The sequence below is a fragment of the Micromonospora humi genome (assembly GCF_900090105.1).
GTDB lineage: Bacteria > Actinomycetota > Actinomycetes > Mycobacteriales > Micromonosporaceae > Micromonospora > Micromonospora humi.
The window spans coordinates 1-19,207 of record NZ_FMDM01000025.1 but is presented as its reverse complement, the minus strand read 5'-3'; the positions used below and the strand labels follow the sequence as shown (position 1 = coordinate 19,207).

Sequence of the window (19,207 nt, the reverse complement as noted above, 5' to 3'; positions counted from 1 at the left end):
CGGTCATCGTGCCAGGAGTGCCGGCGGCGCGGGGTCAGGCCCGGCTGATCGCGTTGGCGTGGATCGCCTCGTTCAGGTAGGCCGCCATGCCGGGCCGGATCGTCTCGAAGTACGCGGTGAACCGCGGGTCCGCCACGTACATGTCGGCCAGCCCGGTGTGCAGCTCCAGCGGGCAGTCGTACCACCACTCGGTGATGAGCTGCCGGTGCTCCTCGGCCAGCGCCATCGCCTCCGGCCCGTCGGCCGGCGCGCCCGAGTCCATCAGCGCGGCGAACCGCCGGCCCCAGTCCTCGTTGACCTCCTTGTTGCGCAGCCAGTCCTCCTTCGAGTAGCGACTGGTCCGCTCCTGCGACTGCCGGTAGGCCTCGGTGTCACCCCACCGCCGCTCGACCTCCTCGGCGTGCTCGTCCGGGTTGAAGTCCCCGAACACCTCGAACCGCTCCTCCGGCGTCAACCGAATCCCCACCTTCCTCGCCTCCATCGCGTGCTCGATCGCCGCCACCATCTCCTGGAGCTTGCCGATCCGCCCGGACAGCAACTCGTGCTGCCGGCTCAGGTGCGCCGCCGGGTCGGCGGCCGGGTCGTCCAGGATCTCGGCGATCTCGTCCAGCGGGAACCCCAGCTCGCGGTAGTAGCGGATGAGCTGCAGGCGGTCCAGGTCCGCGTCGTCGTAGCGGCGGTAACCCGCCGGGGTACGCCCGCTCGGCCGCAGCAGCCCGATCTCGTCGTAATGGTGGAGCGTGCGGACCGTCACCCGGGCCGCACGCGCCACCTCTCCCACCGTGTACGCCATCGTTCCCTCCCTTGCCCGATCGAGGCTGCCGCCTCCCGCGGCGTGAGGGTCAAGTCAGTTCGTGATTCTCTCCTGCTCGGGGGCGGCGAAGGCCGCGTTCGCCGGGGTGCGTACGGCGTGCACCAGGCCGGCGGCCGACAGCAGCAGGAGCAGCGCCGCGCCGAGGTACATGGCCAGCGCGCCCTGCTCGGCCTTACGGCCGAACTCGCTGAAACCGTACGAGGTGAGCAGCAGGCCGCGCAGCGTCTCGCCCTTGAACACGGTGTCCCGCTGGGCGCTCACGTCGGCGAGCTGCTTCTGCAGGTCGGCCAGGTTGGCGGCCTTGGCCTGCTCGGCCTGGGCCACCTGCTCGCGCAACGCGGTCTGCGGCTCGCCGAGGTCGGCGTACGTCTTGCCGCCGGCGATCGACGTCAGGTGCAGGCCGATGAACTCGTTGGCGTAGCACTCGGCCTGCTTGCCGGTGGTGAGCTGCTGACCGGCGTACTCGCGCAGACAGGCCGACTTCCTCTCCTCGTCGGTGAGCTGGCCGGCCGGCTTGAAGCTGATGTGCTGGGCGGCCAACTGGTCGTGCACGTAGTTGTTGGCGAAGTTGGCGTTCGTCGTCAGGACGACGCCGACGACGAGCAGCAGGACCGCGAGGCCCAGTCCGCCGATGCTGAACAACAGGTCGAGCGTCCGTCGCTTCATCTCTGGCTCCCGGCTGGAGGGGGTTGACGGGAACCATCGTGGCGGCGGCCGGGGTGCTGGGAGCAGGGTCGAATCCCCCGTCCCACCCGGGACCTTCGACCCGCGTCGATCCGGGTCGGTCAGCGGATGACGTCGGCGGGAGTCAGCGTGGGCAGCAGGTCCGGCAGGGCGGTCGGGCGGCCGTACCGCCAGCCCTGACCCTGCCGGCAGCCGATCGCGGTGACCGCCGCGTGCTGCGCGCCGGTCTCCACCCCCTCGGCCACCACCGCCAGGTCGAACGCGCCGGCCAGCCGGTTGACCATCTCCACGGTGGCGTACGCGCGGGCGTCGCCGGCGTCCAGCCGGGACACGAAGGACCTGTCGATCTTCAGTTCGGTGGCCGGGATCCGATGCAGGTAGCTCAGCGACGAGTAGCCGGTCCCGAAGTCGTCGATGGCGATGCGGATGCCGAGGTCACGCAGTTGGGCCAGCCGGTCGAGCACCGCCTCGCTGCCCTCGATCAGCGCCGACTCGGTGAGTTCGAGCGTGAGCGCGCGGGGCGGCAGGCCGGCCGCGCCCATCGCGCCGGTGACCGTGGCGATCAGGTCGGGCCGGCACAGGTGGGCGGCGGCGATGTTGACCGCCACGGTCACCTCGGGCGCCTGCTCGCGCCAGGTCGCCGCCGCCCGGCACGCCTCGTGGATCACCCACCGGTCGATGGCCAGGATCAGCCCGGTCTCCTCGGCCAACGGCAGGAACTTCGCCGGGGGGAGCACGCCGAGACGGGGATGCCGCCAACGGACCAGCGCCTCGGCGCTGCGGACCGTGCCGGTGGCCAGGTCGACGATGGGCTGGAACTCCATCAGCAACTGACCCTCGTCGACCGCCCGGCGCAGGTCGGCGATCAACTCGGCCCGGCTGACCGCCGACTCGCGCAGCTCCGGCGTGCACGTGCGCCACGCGGACTTGCCGGCCGCCTTCGCCGCGTACATCGCGATGTCGGCGTCGCGGAGCAGATCGGTGTGCGAGCTGTGCTGCGGGCCGTACTCGGCGATGCCGATGCTGGCCGACGGGTGGACGCCGAGGTCCTCCTCCCCGGGCAGCGGTTCGAGCGCGGCGAGCAGCCGGACCGCGAGCCGCTCGGGGGCGACCGGACGGTCGCCGGCGACCAGCACGGCGAACTCGTCGCCGCCGAGCCGGGCGATCATCCCGTCCGGGCCGATCGCGTCCCGCATGCGCTCCGCGATGGTGGTGAGCAGGCGGTCCCCGGCGGCGTGCCCGAACCGGTCGTTGACCTGCTTGAAGCCGTCCAGGTCGAGCAGCACCACGGCGACCGGCCCGCCCTCGCGCAGCGCGCGACGCAGCCGCCGGATGAAGGTCAACCGGTTGGGCAGGCCGGTGAGCTGGTCGGAGTAGGCGAGCCGGCGCAGCCGGGCGACCAGCCGCAGGTTCTCGTTGGCGGCCAGCCCCTGGCGCAGCGCGAGCACGCCGAGCAGCGCCATCATGCCGACGAAGACCAGGTGCGGGGTCTGCCCGGTGGGCTGCCGGGACAGCATCACCGCGACGATCGCGCCGCCCACCGGCAGGTACGGCAGGGCGACCCGCCACCACGGCGGCAGCGGCGACTCACCGGCGTCGTCGTCGGCGTCCCCGCCGCCCGGTGGCGGGTAGCGGGTGGCGAGCCCGACCAGCAGGTAGCTCAGCGGCCAGCAGACGTCGACCGGGTGCCCCGGGGCGTAGCTGCCGTGCGCGACGAGGGAGACGTAGACCGCGTCGGCGCCGGCCCGGATGGCCAGCCCGGCGCCGATCACGGTGAGCGCCCGCCACATGTGCCGACCCGGCCCGGCGACCGCCACCAGGATGGTGAGCTGCATCAGGTCGAACATCGGGTAGAGCAGCCCGAATGTGCGCAGCGGGTCGGCCAGGTCGGCGTCGGCGAGGTCGCGGAACACCACCACCCAGCCGACCGGGATGAGGGCCAGCGCGACGATCACGCCGTCGAGCAGCGTGCGGGCCTGCCCGATCGCGCTGCGCGGGCCGGCCCGGGAGCAGAGCAGCGCGGCCGTGCCGGTGACGATGCCGGCGGTGAAGAGGCCACCGACCAGCGGCGTGTGCGGCAGGTCGATGCCGTCGAGGCGTTCGACAGTCCACACCGTACGGCCGAGCGCGGCGAGCAGCATGGTGGCCGCGAGGAGCCCCCAGAACCGCCGCAGGGTGGCCGGGTGCTTGCGGGCCGCGCCGGCGCAGAGCACCGCCGCCCAGGTCGAGACCGTCATCGCGCCGAGGTCGCTGACCAGCGCCGCGCCGGGCAGGGCGGCGACGAGCCAGACCATCTCCCCGAGTACGACGACGGCGGCCGCGACGAGTCCGACACGGCCGACGAGCGGGTGACGGGCCGGCGCCGCGACGGCGAGGCTCACGTCGTGCTGGGGGACAACGATGCGCTCCGGCTCTCTTCCAGACGTGCGCCCTCGGCGACGAGGACCGGACGGCGGACGACGAACGGCGCAAGCCTAGTCAGCGCCGGGAGCCGCCGCCAGAGTCGTGCGTTGTCGGTCACCGGACCTGCGCGGGCGCACGGGTCCGGCCCGGCACGTGGCCGGGCCGGACCGGCATCCTCACTGGACGGTCACGTTGTCCACGTAGATCGCCGAGGTGCCGCTCGCGCCGCCGGCGGGCACGAACTGCACGCCGATCTCCCGGACGTCGCCGAGGTTGGCCACCCCGGACAGCGGCAGCGACAGGTTCACCCCGGCCGATGTCACGGCCACCGTGCCGCCGTCGAACCACTGCCAGCCGGCGCCGGTCTTGACGTACAGCTTGGCCTGGCTCCCGGCGCCGAAGCTGCCCCACGGCGCGACCCGCGCGGTGGCCCGCAGCGTGCCGCGCCCGCTCAGGTTGGTGGTGGCGGTCTTCTTCAGGTACGCCGCCCCGGCGGCCAGGTTGACGTCGGACTTCAGCGCGCGGGTGCCCTGCGACGCCCACTCGGTGACCTGCCACGGCCCGCCGGTGACGTTGGTCCCGGTCCAGCCCTCGGTGCCGGACTCGAACCCGTTGAGCAGCGTCCCGCCGGACGGGGGCGGGGTGGTGCCGCCGCCGCCCGGCTCGGTCACGTTGCCGAGGTCGACCTCGCCCCGGTTGGCGATCCAGGAGTTGTTGAACAGCGTGCTGCCGCCGGAGTTGCGGGCCGGGCCCCAGCCGTCGTTCCAGGCCAGGAAGTAGGACGTCTTCGGGTAGCTCTGCTGGAACGCGGTGACCCAGCGCCCGTAGTCGAAGGAGCCCTGGCTGTCCGGCCCGATCTCGGCGAACGCGAACGGCTTGCCCAGCCCGACCAGCTCGCTGTAGGCGGACTGGATGCCGGAGACCTGTGGGTTGTCGTCGTAGGCGTCCATCCCGACGACGTCCACGTAGGAGCCGCCCGGGTAGTAGGCGGTGCGGTTGCCCCGGCTGAAGTCGGCGGAGTAGACCCAGAGCAGGTTGTCCAGCCCCTTGGTGCCGGTCAGGTAGGTGTACATCTGCTGCCACACCTGCTTGAACGTGTTGGCGTCGCGGTTGCCCCACCAGAACCAGTCGCCGTTGACCTCGTGGAACGGCCGGAACAGCACCGGCACTCCGGCGTTCTCCAGATCCTGCAGGCCGGCGGCCATCTTGTCCTGGAGCTGACGCCAGCGGGCGCCGGCCGCGGTGGAGGGGTTGAGCAGGTCGGCGAAGTTGCCCATCGGGGTGTTCAGCCCGCCGCCGTTGGCGTTGGCCGGGCTGGGCAGGTGCACGCTGATGGTGACCAGGCCGCCGCTGGCGGACCAGGACTTCAGCGCCGGGTTGCAGGAGTAGTCGACGAGCGCGGTGATGTCGTTGTTGGTCGCCCAGCCGGAGCCGTAGTCGCAGCTCAGGATCGCCGGGTACTGGCCGGTGGCGGTGCGCAGCTCCTCGGTCTGGCTGAGCGAGAAGCCGCTGTTGCTGTAGCCGCCGAAGAAGCCGGAGGCGATCCGGTTGCTGCTCCGGTTGGGCAGGTGGGCCAGCCAGTTGAGCACGTTGCGGGTGGCGGTGGAGGCGTTGGCGTTGACCGGTGAGACGGTGTGCGCCTCGGCCGGGGTGACGACGGAGAGCGCGGTGGCGGCGGCCAGGACGGTGGCGGCGGCGGTCGACGCGAGGCGGAACCTGCTGCTTCGCATGGGTCACCTTTTCGGGTCAGGACGGCGGTGGTGTGGGTGCCCACCAGTGCACTACTGAACCGATTAAGTTTCAAGCATGTAAATGAGTTGATACCGCTACTCCGCGTGCTGCTCCGGCGGACCGCCGTGCGTCCACGGCGTCTCCTCCGGCGCCGGGAACGCGCCACCCGGCAGGAACCCGTCCGACAGGCTGGTCAGGCAGATCCGCTCCCCCACCTCCGGCACGCTGCCCGCCGGCGCGGTCAGGCCGCGCCCCATCCCGCCCGACAACTCCAGCACCACATCGGTCTTCCCGTCGGCGCCCGGCGTCACGAACACCACGGTCGCCTTCTGCCCCGGCCGGGCCGGCGAGAAGAGCGTCGCGCCCACCGGCATCGGCACCGGCTCGGTGGTCACCACCTGGATCCGGGGCCGCAGCACCGGACGCCTCCCGGAGTCGTCCACCCGCTTCGGGTCCGCCAGCGTCACCTCGCCCACGAACGCCTCCCCGGCCAGCCGGTGCTCCGCCATCACCAGTGGATCGTCGTACGCCCGCTGCACCGCCCACCCGGTCAGCGCCCGCTCCAGCCGCTGCAACCGCAGCGCCGCCGCCACCGCGCCGTCGCGGCGCGGCTGCGGGCCGCCGCCGGCGTCCACGTGCTCGGCGTGCGCGGTGAACGCGTCCCGGTCACCCGCCCACCGGCCGGCCACCCGCGCGCCGGGCGGCACCGCCCGCAACAACCCGACCCCGCGCCACATCAGCTCCCAGGTCGGCGCGAGCTGGTCGCGCAGCAGGCCGGCAAGCACGTCGTACGCGGCAGCGCGGGCGACCGGGTCGTCCTCGGCGGCGGCGTACGCCTCGATCGCCGGGGCGAGCCGGTGGTTGTCGAAGTCCGGGTCGGTGGCCGGCCCGGCCGGCGGGCACACCGCCGGATCCTCGGCCCGGGCCGCCGCCTCGGCGCCGGTCGACCCCGGCGGCGGGTCCAGCCAGCCCAGCACCGCCGGCAGGTGCAGATCCTCCACCGCGCTCTGCCCGGTCGCCCAGTGCAGCGTCAACGCGTCGGTGAGCGCCACCAGCGCCGCCGAGCCGGGCTGCTCGGCGCGCTCGGCGAAGAACGTCAACCAGCGACCCAGCACCGGCACCGACGGGTGCACCGGATGGTCGCCGTCCGGCCGCCGGAACCGGGTGGACCGGCCGAACAGCCGCAGGAACGTGATCCCGGCCGGGTTCGGCACCAGCAGCTGCGGCGCGTCGACGTACCGGTGGCGGACGTCGCGCCCCCGGTCCACCGCCACCGCCTCGGTCCCGCCCCGGAACGAGTCCAGGTACGGCAGCAGGACGCCGGCCAGCTCGGCGGCGAACGCGAACCGCTGGTCCCGGTTGCGCGGCTGCGGCACCAGCAGCAGCCGAGCCTCGTCCGGCGCGGTGCCGACCAGCGCGGCCAGCGGGGCGTTCGCCTCACCCGCGAGGGCCAGCGGCACCAGCACCAGCGGCCGGTCCGACAGGTGCAGGTGCCGGACCGTGGCCACCGGCTGGGCCCGCCCGGCGGCGACCGCCTGCGCCCGGGCCAGCGCGCGCAGCGTGCTCACCGCGACCCCCCGACCCGACGTCGGGGCCCCGCGGGCGGGCCGCCGCCACGCCGCACCCGGCCCACCGGAGCGGCTCCACCCGGCACCGGCCCGGCGGGCACCCGGCGCTCAGGTGGCGCGGGCCGGCGCGCGCCTGTCGGCGTACTCATGCGGGGTTTCCGGTGAGGGCGTCGGCGCGCAGGCGCGCGGCGGCCCGCAGCAGCGCGGCCGCCTCCGCCTGCTCCGGCTCGGGGGCGCGCCCACCCTCGGCGAGCGCCAGCACGTCCGCCACCTCGACCACGCCGCCGAGCGCCTCCCGGACCGGCCGGCCCAGCGCCCCGGTGTGGCCGCGCGCCTCGTGCCGGCAGAACTGGGCCAGCTCGCAGACGGCCAGGCAGTCCGGCGCGTAGCGGGCCGGCACCTGGCGCAGCCCGGCGGCCAGCGCCGCCGGATCGGCGGCCGGATCGGCGGTGAACCCGGCCGGCACGGTCGCCAGCAGGTCGTCCACGCGGGCCATCCGGGCGAGCTGGCGGCGCAGCACCAGCAACTGCTTGCGCACGTCGAGCAGGCTCGCCACCGGCCGGTTGCCGAAGTCGCGCGGACAGATCAGCACCACCTCGTGCGAGACCAGCTCCGGATCATGTCCCTCGGCGGCCAGCAACTCGCGCAGCGCCAGCACGTAGACCGCGGACTGGATCGCGGCGGCGGCCACCTTGGCCGGGTCGGCCTGCCCGTCGATCACCGGGAACGACTTGATCTCCACGACGTGGAACCGGCCGGCCAGCCGGGCGGCGACCAGGTCCGGCTCCAGGTGCACCCGCCGCCCGGCCACGTCCAGCCCGAGCAGCGGATGGTCGAAGAGCGCCGGGCCGACGCCGCCCGCGGTCAAGGCCGCGCGGGACCGCTCCGGCCGGTCGTCGTCACCACCCAGGTCCGTCCAGGTCGCGCCGGCCGGCACCGGTACGCCGAGCCGCTCCGCCACCAGGCGCAGCAGCTCCACCCCGCCGTCCGCCTTGAGCTGCGCCTCGAACGCGTTGCCCCGGGTGATGGCGAACCGGGACTGGCCGAACCGGGCCGGGAAGCCCAGCCGCTCGGCCAACGCCGGCTTGTCCGCGCCGGCGCTGTCCAGCACGGCGCGCCGGGTGCACCCGGGGTTACCGGTCAACGCCGCGACGGTGCGGGCGTTGTGCCGCTTCGGCGGCCCCCCACCCCGAATCTCCCCCAGCCGATCTTCCACCCGTGAAGTGTAAGGAGGGGGCCCCTGTTAACGCCTCCGGTAGAGGAGGGGCCCCTTGTTAACACCACCCGCGCCGGCGGCTCAGCGGCCGGCGGAACGGTTCCACGGGGAGCGGGGGGACAGCGCGCCCGCCGTCGGCCGGCTGCGGCGACGGTGTCGGCGGCCGGGCGTGCACGGCGGGCGGGCGGCGGTGTGCACCGGTACGGCGGGCGGGGTGACCGGCTGCCGCCCGATCAGCCAGCAGAGGAAGCGGGTCACGGTCAGCCGACCGGGAGGCGCTCGGCCTCGGCTCGGGAGATGTCGTACTCGGCGCCGCAGAACGTGCACTGCTGCGCGTAGCGGGTGCGGATCGGGATCAGCGGAATGAAGAAGAGGCTGAACTTGGTGGACCGCCGGGTGATCACCTGGGCGGCCTGGTTGCCGCAGTGGCGGCAGACCTGGTTGACGACGCCGGAGCGGTCGACCTTGGTCCGCAGCCCGAAGATGAAGAACATCGCCCGCCATTACCCACTCGCGGCACCTGTTAAGCGGTCCACGACGGTGCGGACGGTGTCGACCGGGATGGCGAAACCGAGGCCGATGCTGCCCTCGTCCTGACCTGTGGTGGCGATGGCGACGTTGATGCCGACCACGCGCCCGGCGGTGTCGACGAGCGCACCGCCGGAGTTGCCGTGGTTGATCGCCGCGTCGGTCTGGATCAGCCCGGTCATGTCGTCCACCGACCGGTCGAGCGCGGAGACGATGCCGGAGGTCACCGTGCCCGCCAGGCCGAGTGGGCTGCCGAAGGCGAGCACCGCGTCGCCGACCCGCAACGTCGCGTCGGAGCCGAGCACCGCCGGGGTCAGCCCGGTGAGGTCGTCGGCGCGCAGCAGCGCGAGGTCCGCCGCGGCGTCGCTGCCGACAAGCGTGGCCGAGGCGGTACGTCCGTCGGCGAGCTGCACGGAGAACCGGCTGCCGGCGTCGATGACGTGCGCGTTGGTGAGGATCAGCCCGTTTGCGTCGAGGACGATGCCGGAGCCGAGCGAGCCGCCGGTGGTGCCGTCGGCGGTGACCGTGACGACGCTCGGTGACACCCCGGCGGCGACCGACGAGAGCGAGTCGATGGTGCCGGTCGCGGCCGGGACGACCCGGATCGCGGTCGCTACCGATCCGTCGTCGAGCAGCCGGTCGGTGGCCAGCGCCCCGCCGGCGCCGCCGCCGAGCATGAGCACCAGCGCGACGCCGGCCGCGACGAGTCGACGGGGCCGGCGACGGCCGGGCCGGCGCGGTGTCCCGGTCTCGGGAGCGGCAGCCGCCGGAGCGCTCTCGCCGGCTGCGGTGGCGGTGGCGGGTTCGGGTTTCTCGGCGAGACCGTGCACGGATCCTCCTCGGTCGGTGATGCCGTCACCATTCCGCGGGGATCTGAGCCTGGCTTGTGCCGTTCCTGTGCAGACACGGTGAGGGCTGCCAGGCGCCTGCCCTCCCGGCGTGGTCGACACCGGCACGCCGAGGTGGCGGGGTCGGAGCGCGCGGGAGGGCGGTCGCGGGAGGGCGGTCAGGTGGCGGGGACCTCGTCGGGGAGCCAGATGGGCTGCCAGGTGGGGAGCTCGTGGAAGCGGCGGAGCTCGGCCAGGCCGGCGACCGTGCCGGTCCAGGCGGCGTACGGGGGGTTGCCCTCGTCGAAGCCGGACTGCACGAACGTCAGCTTCGTCCGGCCGTCGGACTCGGCCAGTTCCCAGTTGGTCACGCCGGTGGGTCCCCAGTCGACGGAAAGGGCGCGCCCCGGCGTCACGTCGAGCACCTTGGCCGCGTAGCCGGCGTCGAAGCCGCCCATCGCGTAGCGGCCCCCGACCCAGGGCTCGATCCCGATCGGGTAGCCGAACCAGGCACTGGCCTGCTCCGAGTCGGTCAGCGAGGTCCACACCTTGTCGACCGGGGCGTCGATCAGCAGCTCGCCGCGCAGGTCGGCGGAGGTGAAGTCGGTGCGCGGCAGCAGCGGCCGGCCCTCCAGGTGGGCGTTGAGGTTGGCGACGCACAGCGCCCAGTAGGTCTGGAGTGCGCCGCGGATGGTGCTGCCGCTCATCGCCTCCTCGAACGAGAAGTGGCTCTGTCGCAGTGTGAGGATCGTGGCGTCGCCGTCGGGCGCCAGCTCGAACTCGGTGGTGGTCTCCACCCCGTCGAGCGTCCACGCGAAGCGGAGCGACTTGTCGTCGGCGTGCAGCAGGCGCTGGTGCGGCGCGTCGCCCTCGGGCGTGTAACGGCCCCAGAACTCGTAGCGCCGGGGCAGGTCGACCTCGGCGTGTTCGGCCAGCCACACGCGCAGCTCGGCCGGGTCGGTCAGGGCCCGACGGACGGTCGCCACGTCGGCGGCGAGGCGGGCGCGGACGGTCAGCGGCTCACTCATGGTTGTCGCCTTTCGGGTAGCAGGCCACGGCGAGTTTGAAGGCGTCCCCTTCGGCGCCGCCGTAGCGCGTGAACAGGTCCCGCAGCGTCGACTGCAGGTCGTGCAGGAATTCCTGGCGCCGCTCGGCGGGCACCCGGATCTCTCCGGACACACCGATCGAGGGCAGTTCGGGTGCGGCGCGGTCCAGCGCGGCGATGTCGGCCTGGACCTCCTCCATCAGGTCGAGCAGGTAGCCGAGGCTCAGCTCGTCGCGCACGCGGCGTCCGTCGCCGATGCGGCCGACCAGCTTCGGGGAGAGCCAGTAGGACCGGGCGACGGCCTGGTAGATGCCCTCGGTGATGCCGCGCACCCGCCGGTCGGCGACCTGCTCGGCCAGCCCGGCCGCGACCAGTTGCTTGACGTGGTAGTAGACGCGCTGCGGCGTCTGCTCCAGCCGGGCCGCGACCTCGGTGCAGGTGCGGGGCTCGGCGAGTTGCCGCAGCACCTCGATGCGTTGCGGCTTGAGCAGGGCTTCGGCCTGCTCGCGCTCTTCCAGGTACAGGACGTCTCTCATGACAAAATCAGTTTGTACGTACAAAACTTCTTTGTCAATAGGAACGACGAGAGGCCGCGCGGCCGGCGCGGCCTCTCGTCGGTACGGGTCAGGGCGTCCAGTCGGGGCGCAACGGGTAGCCGTTGGCCCCCTCCGGGCCGTTCTGCGTGGCCAGCACCTGGTGCAACTGGATGCCGTTGCGCTCGAACGCCATCCGGGAACCGGCCATGTAGAGGCCCCACACCCGGGCGGTGCCCGCGCCCACCTCGTTGACGCAGAAGTCCCAGTTGTCGACCAGGTTGCGGCACCAGCCGGCGAGCGTCAGCGCGTAGTGCTGGCGCAGGTTCTCCTCGTGGTGCACCTCGAACCCGGCGTCGTGCATCTCACTGATCAGCCGCCCCGGGCCGGCCAGCTCCCCGTCGGGGAAGACGTACCTGTCGATGAACGCGCCGGAGCGGTGCGGCGCCCGGTTGTCGGCGCGGGTGATGCAGTGGTTGAGCAGCCGCCCGCCCGGCTTGAGCCGGGACCGCAGCGCGCCGAAGTAGGCCGGATAGTTGCGCACCCCGATGTGCTCGGTCAGCCCGATCGAGGAGATCACGTCGAACTGCTCGCGCGGCGCGTCCCGGTAGTCGAGGTGGCGCACCTCGGCCAGGTCGCCCAGCCCCTCCCGCTCGATCGCGGCCTGCGCCCACTCGGCCTGCGCCCGGGACAGCGTCACGCCCAGCGCCCGCACGCCGTACTCCCGGGCCGCGTGCCGGACCATGCCGCCCCAGCCGCAGCCGACGTCGAGCAGCCGCATCCCCGGCTTGAGCGCCAGCTTCCCGGCGACCAGGTCGTACTTGGCCCGCTGCGCCTCCTCCAGCGTGTCACCGGGGCTGCGGAAGACCGCACAGGTGTACGTCATGGACGGGCCGAGCACCTTCTCGTAGAAGGCGTTCGACACGTCGTAGTGGTGCGAGATCGCGCTGCTGTCCCGGACCTTCGAGTGCCGCAGCCCGGTCATCACCCGCCGCCAGCGCGGCGCCGCCTCCTGCGGCGGGGGCGGCGGTGGCCGCAGCCGCTCCCAGCCCAGCCCCTTGACCAGGGCCACCGCGTCGGCGACCGGCGGCATCCGCAACGGCATCTCGTCCTTGAGCACCCGCAACGCCTCGTACGGGTCGCCCGGGTGCACGCCGTCGAGCCCCAGGTCGCCGCTGACGTAGGCGCGGGCCATGCCCAGGTCACCCGGCGCGGTGAGCAGGTAGGACAGGCCCCGCTCGGTGCGGATCGACAGGGTGATCCCGGCGTCGGCCGGGCCCACCGCGCTGCCGTCGTAGCCGGTGACCCGCACGGGCAGGTCGCCGGCGGTGACCGCGCGGATCACGTCCGCCACGGTGGGTCCGGTGCGCCGGCCGCCCGCCGGCGGCGGTCCGGCGGAGGCGCTCGCCGCCCCCGGTGTTCGGTCGGTCAGACTCATGCTCGGGATACCGCCTTCTCGTACAGTCCGGTGAGTCGGTGATCCGGGTCGTAGCGGTCCTTCACGGCGCGCCAGGTCTCCCCGCCGTAGAGCCGGTCGAACGCGGCCCGGTCGTAGTACGCGTCGGAGTAGAGCGACTTGTGCCCGCCCGACTCCGACACCATGTGCTCGATCCGCCGGTTGACGTCGCCGTCGGCCGCGCCCGCCGCGATCGGCACGCTCCCCCAGAAGCCGATGTTCACATACGTCTCGCCCGGTTGGAGCGGATATAACGGCCAGGCCCGGGCCGAACCCGGGCCGGACGGCTCGCGCAGCCGCAGCGGGCAGAGCCAGACCGGATCCATCTTCACGTTCCCCGCGAACCAGCGGAGGAACTCGGGTGTCCGGTCCAGCGGGATCTCCACGTCCTGCACCACGCGCTCGCGCGCCGGCCGACCCCGCCACCGGTCGACCCGGGCGGCCACCCGGTGCCGGTGCTCCAGCCGCACGATCCGGTGGTAGACGTCGCTGCGTCGGTAGCGCTGCGGCCAGAGCCGCCGGACGACCGGGTGCTGCACCCCGAACGCCGCCGAGCACCAGAACCAGTCGGTGTCCCACCGCCAGAGATAGTCGTACGCGGTCAGCACGTCGCGGGTGCGGCGGCGCAGCGAGCGGTAGTAGATCTCCTGCCCGGTGTAGTCGGACGGGCGCCCCTCGGGCTCGTCGGTGAACGCGCCGAGCACCAGGTAGGACTCGCCGGGGCTGAACACCACCCCGTCCATCGCGTCGACCGGCTCACCCGCGTAGGCGCCCTTGTCGACCACCTCGCCGATCGCGTCGACCAGCTCCTCCAGCCGGGTGAACCGGATGTTGCGCAGCGCCACGTGCCGACCCACCGGTTGCAGCTCGATGCGCAGTCGGGTGGCGTAGCCGAGGCTGCCCAGCGAGTTGGGGAACGCCCGGTGCAGGTCGGCGTGCTCACCCTGGGGTCGGGTGGTGACCAGCTCGCCCGCGCCGGTGAGCACGTCCATCTCGAGCACCGACTCGTGCGGCAGGCCGTTGCGGAAGGAGGTGGACTCGATGCCGAGCCCGGTCACCGCGCCGCCCAGCGTGATGGTGCGCAACTGCGGCACGACAAGCGGCATCAGCCCGTGCGGAAGCGTCGCGTCGACCAGGTCCTCGTAGGTGCACATGCCCTGCACGTCGGCGGTGCGGGCCGCCTCGTCGACGGCGAGCACCCCGGTCAGCCCGCTCACGTCGAGCCCCGGCGTCCGCGGCGCGGACCGGGGGCGGAACAGGTTCGAGGTCTGCTTGGCCAGCCGCACCGTCTCGCCGGCGGGCACCGCGGCGTAGGACCGCCGGAGCGCGCCCACCGCCCGTTCATGATCACGGACAGCTCGCATGAGATCACTTTACGCCCGGGTACGACGATTCGTGGGATGTCCACGGTGGCCTTCCGCCGACCCGTCGGCGACGCGCGGGTTACCGTGACGGCCATGGTCAACCCCGCGCTCAGCGCCCTCGACGCCGCCGGACTGCCGTACCGCGTCATCCGGCACGGGCCGGTCGCCGGCCTGGCCGAGGCCGCCGCGGCGCGGGGCGTCGAGGTGCCGGACGTGGTCAAGACGATCGTGGTCCGCCGCGGCGAGGGCGACCACCTGTTCGTGCTCACCCCGGGCGGCCGGGTCGTGTCCTGGCCGAAGCTGCGCGCCCTGCTCGGGGTGAACCGGGTGTCCCTGCCCGACGCCGCCGCCGCGAAGGAGGCCACCGGCTACGCGCGCGGCACCATCACGCCGTTCGGGTCCACCACGGCCTGGCCGGTGATCGCCGACGAGCGGCTGCGCGGCCGGGAGATCACGCTCGGCGCGGGCGAGCACGGCCTCGCCGTCGCGGTGGACGCCGACGCGGCGCTGGCCACGCTCGACGCGACCGTCGCCGACGTCACCGACCCGGAACCCACCCGCTGACCGGTGGCCGGCGCGCGGCGACCGGCATAGCGTGGAGGACATGCCGAAAGCCGTCTGGAACGACCTGGTCGTCGCGGAGAGCGACGACACCGTGCTGGTCGAGGGGAACCACTACTTTCCCCGGTCCGCCCTGCGCGAGGACCTGATCCGCCCCTCGGACACGCACACGGTGTGCCCGTGGAAGGGCACCGCCTCCTACTACACGCTCGCACACGACGGCGCCACCAGCGCGGACGCGGTCTGGTACTACCCGGAACCGAAGCCCGACGCGGAGATGGTCCGCGACCGGGTGGCGTTCTGGAAGGACGTCCAGGTCGTCGACTGAGTCACCGGCCCGACGGGTCGACTGGCCCTCGGGCGCCCCGGTGGGTCAGGATGCCCCCATGGCCGACCCGCACACCGCCCCGCCCGGCACCGTCTACGGGGCCCGCCCCGCCCGTGGCGTCCGGCTGCCCCGGGACCCGCTGATGCGCGTGGCGCTGGGCGTCGCCCTGGTCGGCGTACTCCTGGGGGTCTTCTTCGCCACCGGCGTGCTGGGCGGCGGGGCCGACCGGCAGGTGGTGCCGGCGGCGGCCGTGCCGACCCCGGCGGAGAGCGAGTCGAGCGCGGCCCCGCCGACGACGGAGGCCGCGCCGTCGCCCACGCCGAGCGCCGAGCCGACCACACCCGCCGCCCCGGTGGCCACCCCGAAGGTGATCCGGGGCGTGCCGTCCGGGCGCTGCGTCGGCGTCGTCGGCGACGAGCCGGAGGGCGCCCAGGCCGCGCTGGCCGACTGCACCGGCGGTCCGGAGCAGCAGTGGGTGGTCACGCCGGTCTCCGCCGACACCTACCTGCTGGTCAACGCGGCCAGCGGCAAGTGCCTGGACGTCAACGCCGCCAGCGGCGACGACGGTGCCGACGTGCTCCAGTGGTCCTGCAACGGCCAGCCCAACCAGCAGTGGAAGCTCAATCCGACCGGCGCCGGCCCGGTGCTCCTGGTCGCCGTGCACAGCGGCAAGTGCGCGCAGGTCGACGACGCCGGCACCGAGGCCGGGCGGGAGCTCGAACAGGCACCGTGCACCGGCGCCGCCGAGCAGCAGTGGGCGCTGGGCTGACCGGTCAGCCCCGGTAGCTCCAGGCCCGCCGGGCGGCCGGCACCGGCAGCGCGAACGCCGGGGCGGCACCGCGCCGGCGCAGCAGCAGGGAGAGCCCGGCCGCGCCGACCGACAGCGCGCCGGCCACGTACCAGGCCACCGCGTAGTCGCCGAGCCGGTCGCGGACCAGCCCGGCGCCGGTCGCGGCGATCGCGGCGCCCGCCTGGTGCGCGGCGAACACCCAGCCGAAGACCACCGCCCCGGACGTGCCGAACCACTCCCGGCACAACGCCACGGTCGGCGGCACGGTGGCCACCCAGTCCAGCCCGTAGAAGACGATGAAGACGAGCATGCTCGGCCGGGCCGAACCGGCGAACAGGCTCGGCAGCACCAGCAGCGACGCCCCGCGCAACGCGTAGTAGGCGCCGAGCAGCAGCCGCGCGTCGACCCGGTCGGTGAGCCAGCCGGAGGCGATCGAACCGGCGATGTCGAAGAGCCCGACCACGGCGAGCAGGCCGGCGGCTGTCGTCTCCGGCATGCCGTGGTCGTGCGCGGCCGGCACGAAGTGCGTGCCGACCAGGCCGTTCGTGGTCGCGCCGCAGATCGCGAAGCCGCCCGCGAGCAGCCAGAACGGCCGGGTCCGCGCGGCGGCGGCCAGCGCGCCGACCGCGCGGGCCGCCGCGCCGCCCTCCGGCCGGGCCGGCGGGACGACAGCGGTCGCGCCGTAGGGCGGCCGGCCCAGGTCCGCCGGGTGCTCGCGCAGCAACCACACCACCAGGGGTACGACCGCCAGCGCGGCCCCGGCGACGACGAGTGCCGCCGCACGCCAGCCGTGGTCGCGCACCAGCACCGCGAGCAGCGGCAGGAACACGAGCTGACCGGCCGCCCCGCCGGCGGTGAGCACACCGGTGACCAGGCCCCGACGCCTGACGAACCAGCGGCCCGTCACGGTCGCCACGAAGGCCAGCGCCATCGAGCCGGTGCCCAGCCCGACCAGCACGCCCCAGCAGAGGACGAGCTGCCAGCTCTCGGTCATCGCCACGGTCAGGCCGCTGCCGGCCGCCACCAGCAGCAACGCGCAGGCGACCACCCGGCGGATCCCGAACCGGTCCATCAGCGCCGCCGCGAACGGGGCGGTGACGCCGTAGAGCAGCAGGTTGACCGAGACGGCGGCGGAGATGGTGGCGAGCGGCCAGCCGAACTCGGCGTGCAGCGGGTGCAGCAGCACCCCGGGGGTGGCGCGGAAGCCGGCGGCGCCGACCAGCGCCACGAAGGCGACCGCGGCGACGAGCCAGGCCGGATGCAGTCTTCTCACCCACCGAGTCTCGGACGGCCGGGAGGGGCGGGACGAGTGGCCGGAAAGCCATCGTGCGCAATAATCGGGCCATGACCGTCGTACCGCACCGCGTCGCCGTGCTCGCCCTGGACGGCGTGGTCGCCCTCGACCTCGGCACCCCGGCCCAGGTCCTCGGCGCCGCCCGCACCGACGACCGGACCCCGCTGTACGCGGTGACCACCTGCACCGCCGGCGGCCGGCCGATCCGCAGCACCGCCGGCTTCCAGGTGCTCCCCGACCACGGGCTCGACCTGCTGGCGACCGCCGACACGGTGATCGTCCCCGGCATCCACGCGGGGCCGCCGCTCGACGACGGCACGGTGGCCGACGAGGTGGCGACCGCGCTGCGCGCCGCCCACGACCGGGGGGCCCGGATCATGTCCATCTGCACCGGCGCGTTCGTGCTCGCCGCCGCCGGCCTGCTCGACGGCCGACCCGCCACCACCCACTGGGCGTACGCGTCCCGCTTCCGCCGGCTGCACCCCGACGTACGGCTCGACCCCGAGGTGCTCTTCGTCGACGACGGCCGGGTGCTCACCTCGGCCGGGGTGGCCGCCGGCGTCGACCTTTGCCTGCACGTGATCCGCACCGACCACGGCAGCGCGGTCGCCAACCGGGCGGCCCGGCGCTGCGTCGTGCCGCCGTGGCGCGACGGCGGGCAGGCGCAGTACATCGAACGGCCGGTGCCCCGGGTCGCGGAGACCGGCACCGCCGCCACCCGGGAGTGGGCCCGGCAGCGGCTGCACGAACCGGTCACGCTGCGGGAACTGGCCGGGCACGCGCGGATGAGCGTCCGCACGTTCACCCGGCGCTTCCGCTCCGAGACCGGGCTCAGCCCGGCGCAGTGGCTGCTCCAGCAGCGCACCGAACACGCCCGGGTGCTGTTGGAGACCACCGACCTGAGCGTCGACCGGGTGGCCCGCGACGCCGGCTTCGGCACCACCGCCGCCCTGCGCCAGCACTTCCACACCCGGGTCGGCGTGTCCCCGACCGCCTACCGCCGCACCTTCCGCGCGCCCGCCGCGCGCTGAGCTGGGCGTGCCGGGCCGCACGTCGATCTTGGAGTTTTGGCGCCTGAAATACGGGCTTCGTCAGGCTTGTAAACCGCCACAACTCCAAGATCGACGCGGAGGGCGGGCACGGTCAGGCCGGGTGGGGCTGGCGGCGCAGGGCGCGGAGTTGGGCCAGGTGCATCGGCAGGTGGACCCGGACGTGCAGGTCGAGCGCGCGACCCCACGGGAGTGAGTCGTCGACGTCGAGGTCGAAGCCCTCACGCAGCACGGTGTCCACCGGTGTCTCCGCGGCCGGGCCGAGCCGCTGCGCCAGCGCGCACAGTTTCAGGCTGGTCGCCCGCAGCAGGGCGGCCAACCCGTCCAGCCCACCGCACTCGGAGACCAGCGCGTCGAGTTGCGGGCGGTGCACCGTGTCCAGGTCGTAGTAGGCGAACGGCGAGCCCGCCAACACCGCCTCGGTCGCCTCACTCATCAGCTCGTCGTTCGCGGCGAGGTGCGCGACGATCTGCTCGGCGCTCAGCTCACCCTCCGGCGGCGGCCCGAACCCGCCCGCGTCCACCTCCGCGAGCAGTTCGTCGTACGCCCGACGCAGGTCGGCGGCGTCCACCTCGTCCATGCCCGCATCCAACCCCTGCCGCCGCCGGCCGCACCCCGGCTACCCGGCCCGGTTCACCCGTTCCGGGTACGCGGAAAGGCCGGCACCCGTCGTTCGGGTGCCGGCCTTCACGTGTGTGCTTACTTGGTCCAGTGCTGGTTGACGAGGTCGGTGGCCTGCTTCTCCCACTGGGCGTAGGCGTCCGGGTAGGCCGAGACCTGCACGGTCTGGGCGGCCTTGGTCAGCGGCATGTCCTGCCAGCCGTCGACCTGCTTGAGGCCCTTGAGGAACGCCAGGGTGGAGTACTCGGGGTCGGTGATCTGCTCCGGGCTGCCCCAACCGCTGGAGGGGCGCTGCTGGAACAGGCCCAGCGAGTCGTGGTCATTGCGGTCGCCGAGGTGGCCCAGGTTCTCCAGCTTCGACTCCTGCAGGGCGGTGGCGATCGAGACGACCGCGG

At 73.8% G+C, this 19,207-nt stretch carries 18 protein-coding genes and 1 pseudogene; 4 read left to right on the top strand and 15 right to left on the bottom strand.

Annotation, left to right across the window (positions count from 1 at the left end):
* Positions 1–34: 34 nt before the first annotated feature.
* The 12 genes from GA0070213_RS30050 to GA0070213_RS29995 all read right to left on the bottom strand — a co-directional run bounded on the left by GA0070213_RS30050 (position 35) and on the right by GA0070213_RS29995 (position 14,169).
* Entirely contained in the window at positions 35–793 is a 759-nt protein-coding gene (locus tag GA0070213_RS30050; RefSeq protein WP_091072244.1) for a MerR family transcriptional regulator, read from the bottom strand.
* A 54-nt stretch (positions 794–847) separates the two neighbouring features.
* Entirely contained in the window at positions 848–1,480 is a 633-nt protein-coding gene (locus GA0070213_RS30045; protein WP_091072241.1) for a hypothetical protein, read from the bottom strand.
* Positions 1,481–1,599: 119 nt separating this feature from the next.
* Complete coding sequence (locus tag GA0070213_RS30040; RefSeq protein ID WP_245716618.1) at positions 1,600–3,879, bottom strand: putative bifunctional diguanylate cyclase/phosphodiesterase; 2,280 nt, start codon at positions 3,877–3,879, stop codon at positions 1,600–1,602.
* A gap of 198 nt (positions 3,880–4,077) precedes the next feature.
* Entirely contained in the window at positions 4,078–5,631 is a 1,554-nt protein-coding gene (locus tag GA0070213_RS30035; RefSeq protein WP_091072238.1) for a glycosyl hydrolase, read from the bottom strand.
* Between the two features lie 96 nt (positions 5,632–5,727).
* Positions 5,728–7,200 (bottom strand): hypothetical protein, encoded by a 1,473-nt coding sequence (locus GA0070213_RS30030; protein WP_091072234.1) that lies wholly within the window; start codon positions 7,198–7,200, stop codon positions 5,728–5,730.
* Positions 7,201–7,345: 145 nt separating this feature from the next.
* Positions 7,346–8,416 (bottom strand): hypothetical protein, encoded by a 1,071-nt coding sequence (locus tag GA0070213_RS30025; protein ID WP_091072230.1) that lies wholly within the window; start codon positions 8,414–8,416, stop codon positions 7,346–7,348.
* A 260-nt stretch (positions 8,417–8,676) separates the two neighbouring features.
* Positions 8,677–8,910, bottom strand: coding sequence for a zinc-ribbon domain-containing protein (locus tag GA0070213_RS30020; protein WP_091072227.1), 234 nt, complete (start codon positions 8,908–8,910; stop codon positions 8,677–8,679).
* Between the two features lie 9 nt (positions 8,911–8,919).
* Entirely contained in the window at positions 8,920–9,774 is an 855-nt protein-coding gene (locus GA0070213_RS30015; protein ID WP_245716617.1) for a S1C family serine protease, read from the bottom strand.
* 176 nt (positions 9,775–9,950) lie between these two features.
* The gene (locus GA0070213_RS30010; protein ID WP_091072224.1) at positions 9,951–10,799 is read right to left on the bottom strand and encodes an SRPBCC family protein; all 849 of its coding nucleotides are present in this window, start codon (positions 10,797–10,799) and stop codon (positions 9,951–9,953) included.
* Positions 10,792–11,352, bottom strand: coding sequence for a winged helix-turn-helix domain-containing protein (locus GA0070213_RS30005; protein ID WP_091072221.1), 561 nt, complete (start codon positions 11,350–11,352; stop codon positions 10,792–10,794). Before GA0070213_RS30005 ends, GA0070213_RS30010 begins: the two co-directional genes overlap by 8 nt.
* An 88-nt stretch (positions 11,353–11,440) precedes the next feature.
* The gene (locus tag GA0070213_RS30000) at positions 11,441–12,787 is read right to left on the bottom strand and encodes a class I SAM-dependent methyltransferase (protein WP_091072218.1); all 1,347 of its coding nucleotides are present in this window, start codon (positions 12,785–12,787) and stop codon (positions 11,441–11,443) included.
* Positions 12,784–14,169 (bottom strand): FAD-binding oxidoreductase, encoded by a 1,386-nt coding sequence (locus tag GA0070213_RS29995; RefSeq protein WP_091072214.1) that lies wholly within the window; start codon positions 14,167–14,169, stop codon positions 12,784–12,786. The genes GA0070213_RS30000 and GA0070213_RS29995 overlap by 4 nt, the downstream gene beginning before the upstream one ends.
* Positions 14,170–14,205: 36 nt before the next feature.
* On the opposite strand from GA0070213_RS29995, the gene GA0070213_RS29990 reads away from it, so the two are divergent.
* The 3 genes from GA0070213_RS29990 to GA0070213_RS29980 are packed head-to-tail and all read left to right on the top strand — an operon-like array spanning position 14,206 to position 15,827.
* Positions 14,206–14,733: an aminoacyl-tRNA deacylase gene (locus GA0070213_RS29990; protein ID WP_091072211.1), complete on the top strand. Its 528-nt coding sequence runs from the start codon at positions 14,206–14,208 to the stop codon at positions 14,731–14,733.
* A gap of 40 nt (positions 14,734–14,773) precedes the next feature.
* Positions 14,774–15,058, top strand: coding sequence for a DUF427 domain-containing protein (locus GA0070213_RS29985; RefSeq protein ID WP_091072334.1), 285 nt, complete (start codon positions 14,774–14,776; stop codon positions 15,056–15,058).
* A 58-nt stretch (positions 15,059–15,116) separates the two neighbouring features.
* A complete protein-coding gene (locus tag GA0070213_RS29980; RefSeq protein WP_091072208.1) occupies positions 15,117–15,827 on the top strand; it encodes an RICIN domain-containing protein in 711 nt (236 codons plus the stop codon).
* Between the two features lie 4 nt (positions 15,828–15,831).
* On the opposite strand, the gene GA0070213_RS29975 is transcribed toward GA0070213_RS29980, so the two are convergent.
* Positions 15,832–17,121 carry an MFS transporter gene (locus GA0070213_RS29975; protein WP_091072203.1) on the bottom strand — a complete coding sequence of 430 codons (1,290 nt, stop codon included), beginning with the start codon at positions 17,119–17,121 and terminating at the stop codon, positions 15,832–15,834.
* Between the two features lie 71 nt (positions 17,122–17,192).
* Between GA0070213_RS29975 and GA0070213_RS29970 the strand changes: the two genes are divergently transcribed.
* A complete protein-coding gene (locus tag GA0070213_RS29970; protein WP_245716616.1) occupies positions 17,193–18,173 on the top strand; it encodes a GlxA family transcriptional regulator in 981 nt (326 codons plus the stop codon).
* Between the two features lie 112 nt (positions 18,174–18,285).
* Here the strand turns inward: GA0070213_RS29970 and GA0070213_RS29965 are convergent, their stop codons facing one another.
* Positions 18,286–18,762, bottom strand: coding sequence for a hypothetical protein (locus tag GA0070213_RS29965; RefSeq protein WP_091072331.1), 477 nt, complete (start codon positions 18,760–18,762; stop codon positions 18,286–18,288).
* A gap of 128 nt (positions 18,763–18,890) precedes the next feature.
* Positions 18,891–19,207, bottom strand: a pseudogene (locus tag GA0070213_RS29960) (hypothetical protein); the annotation flags it as partial.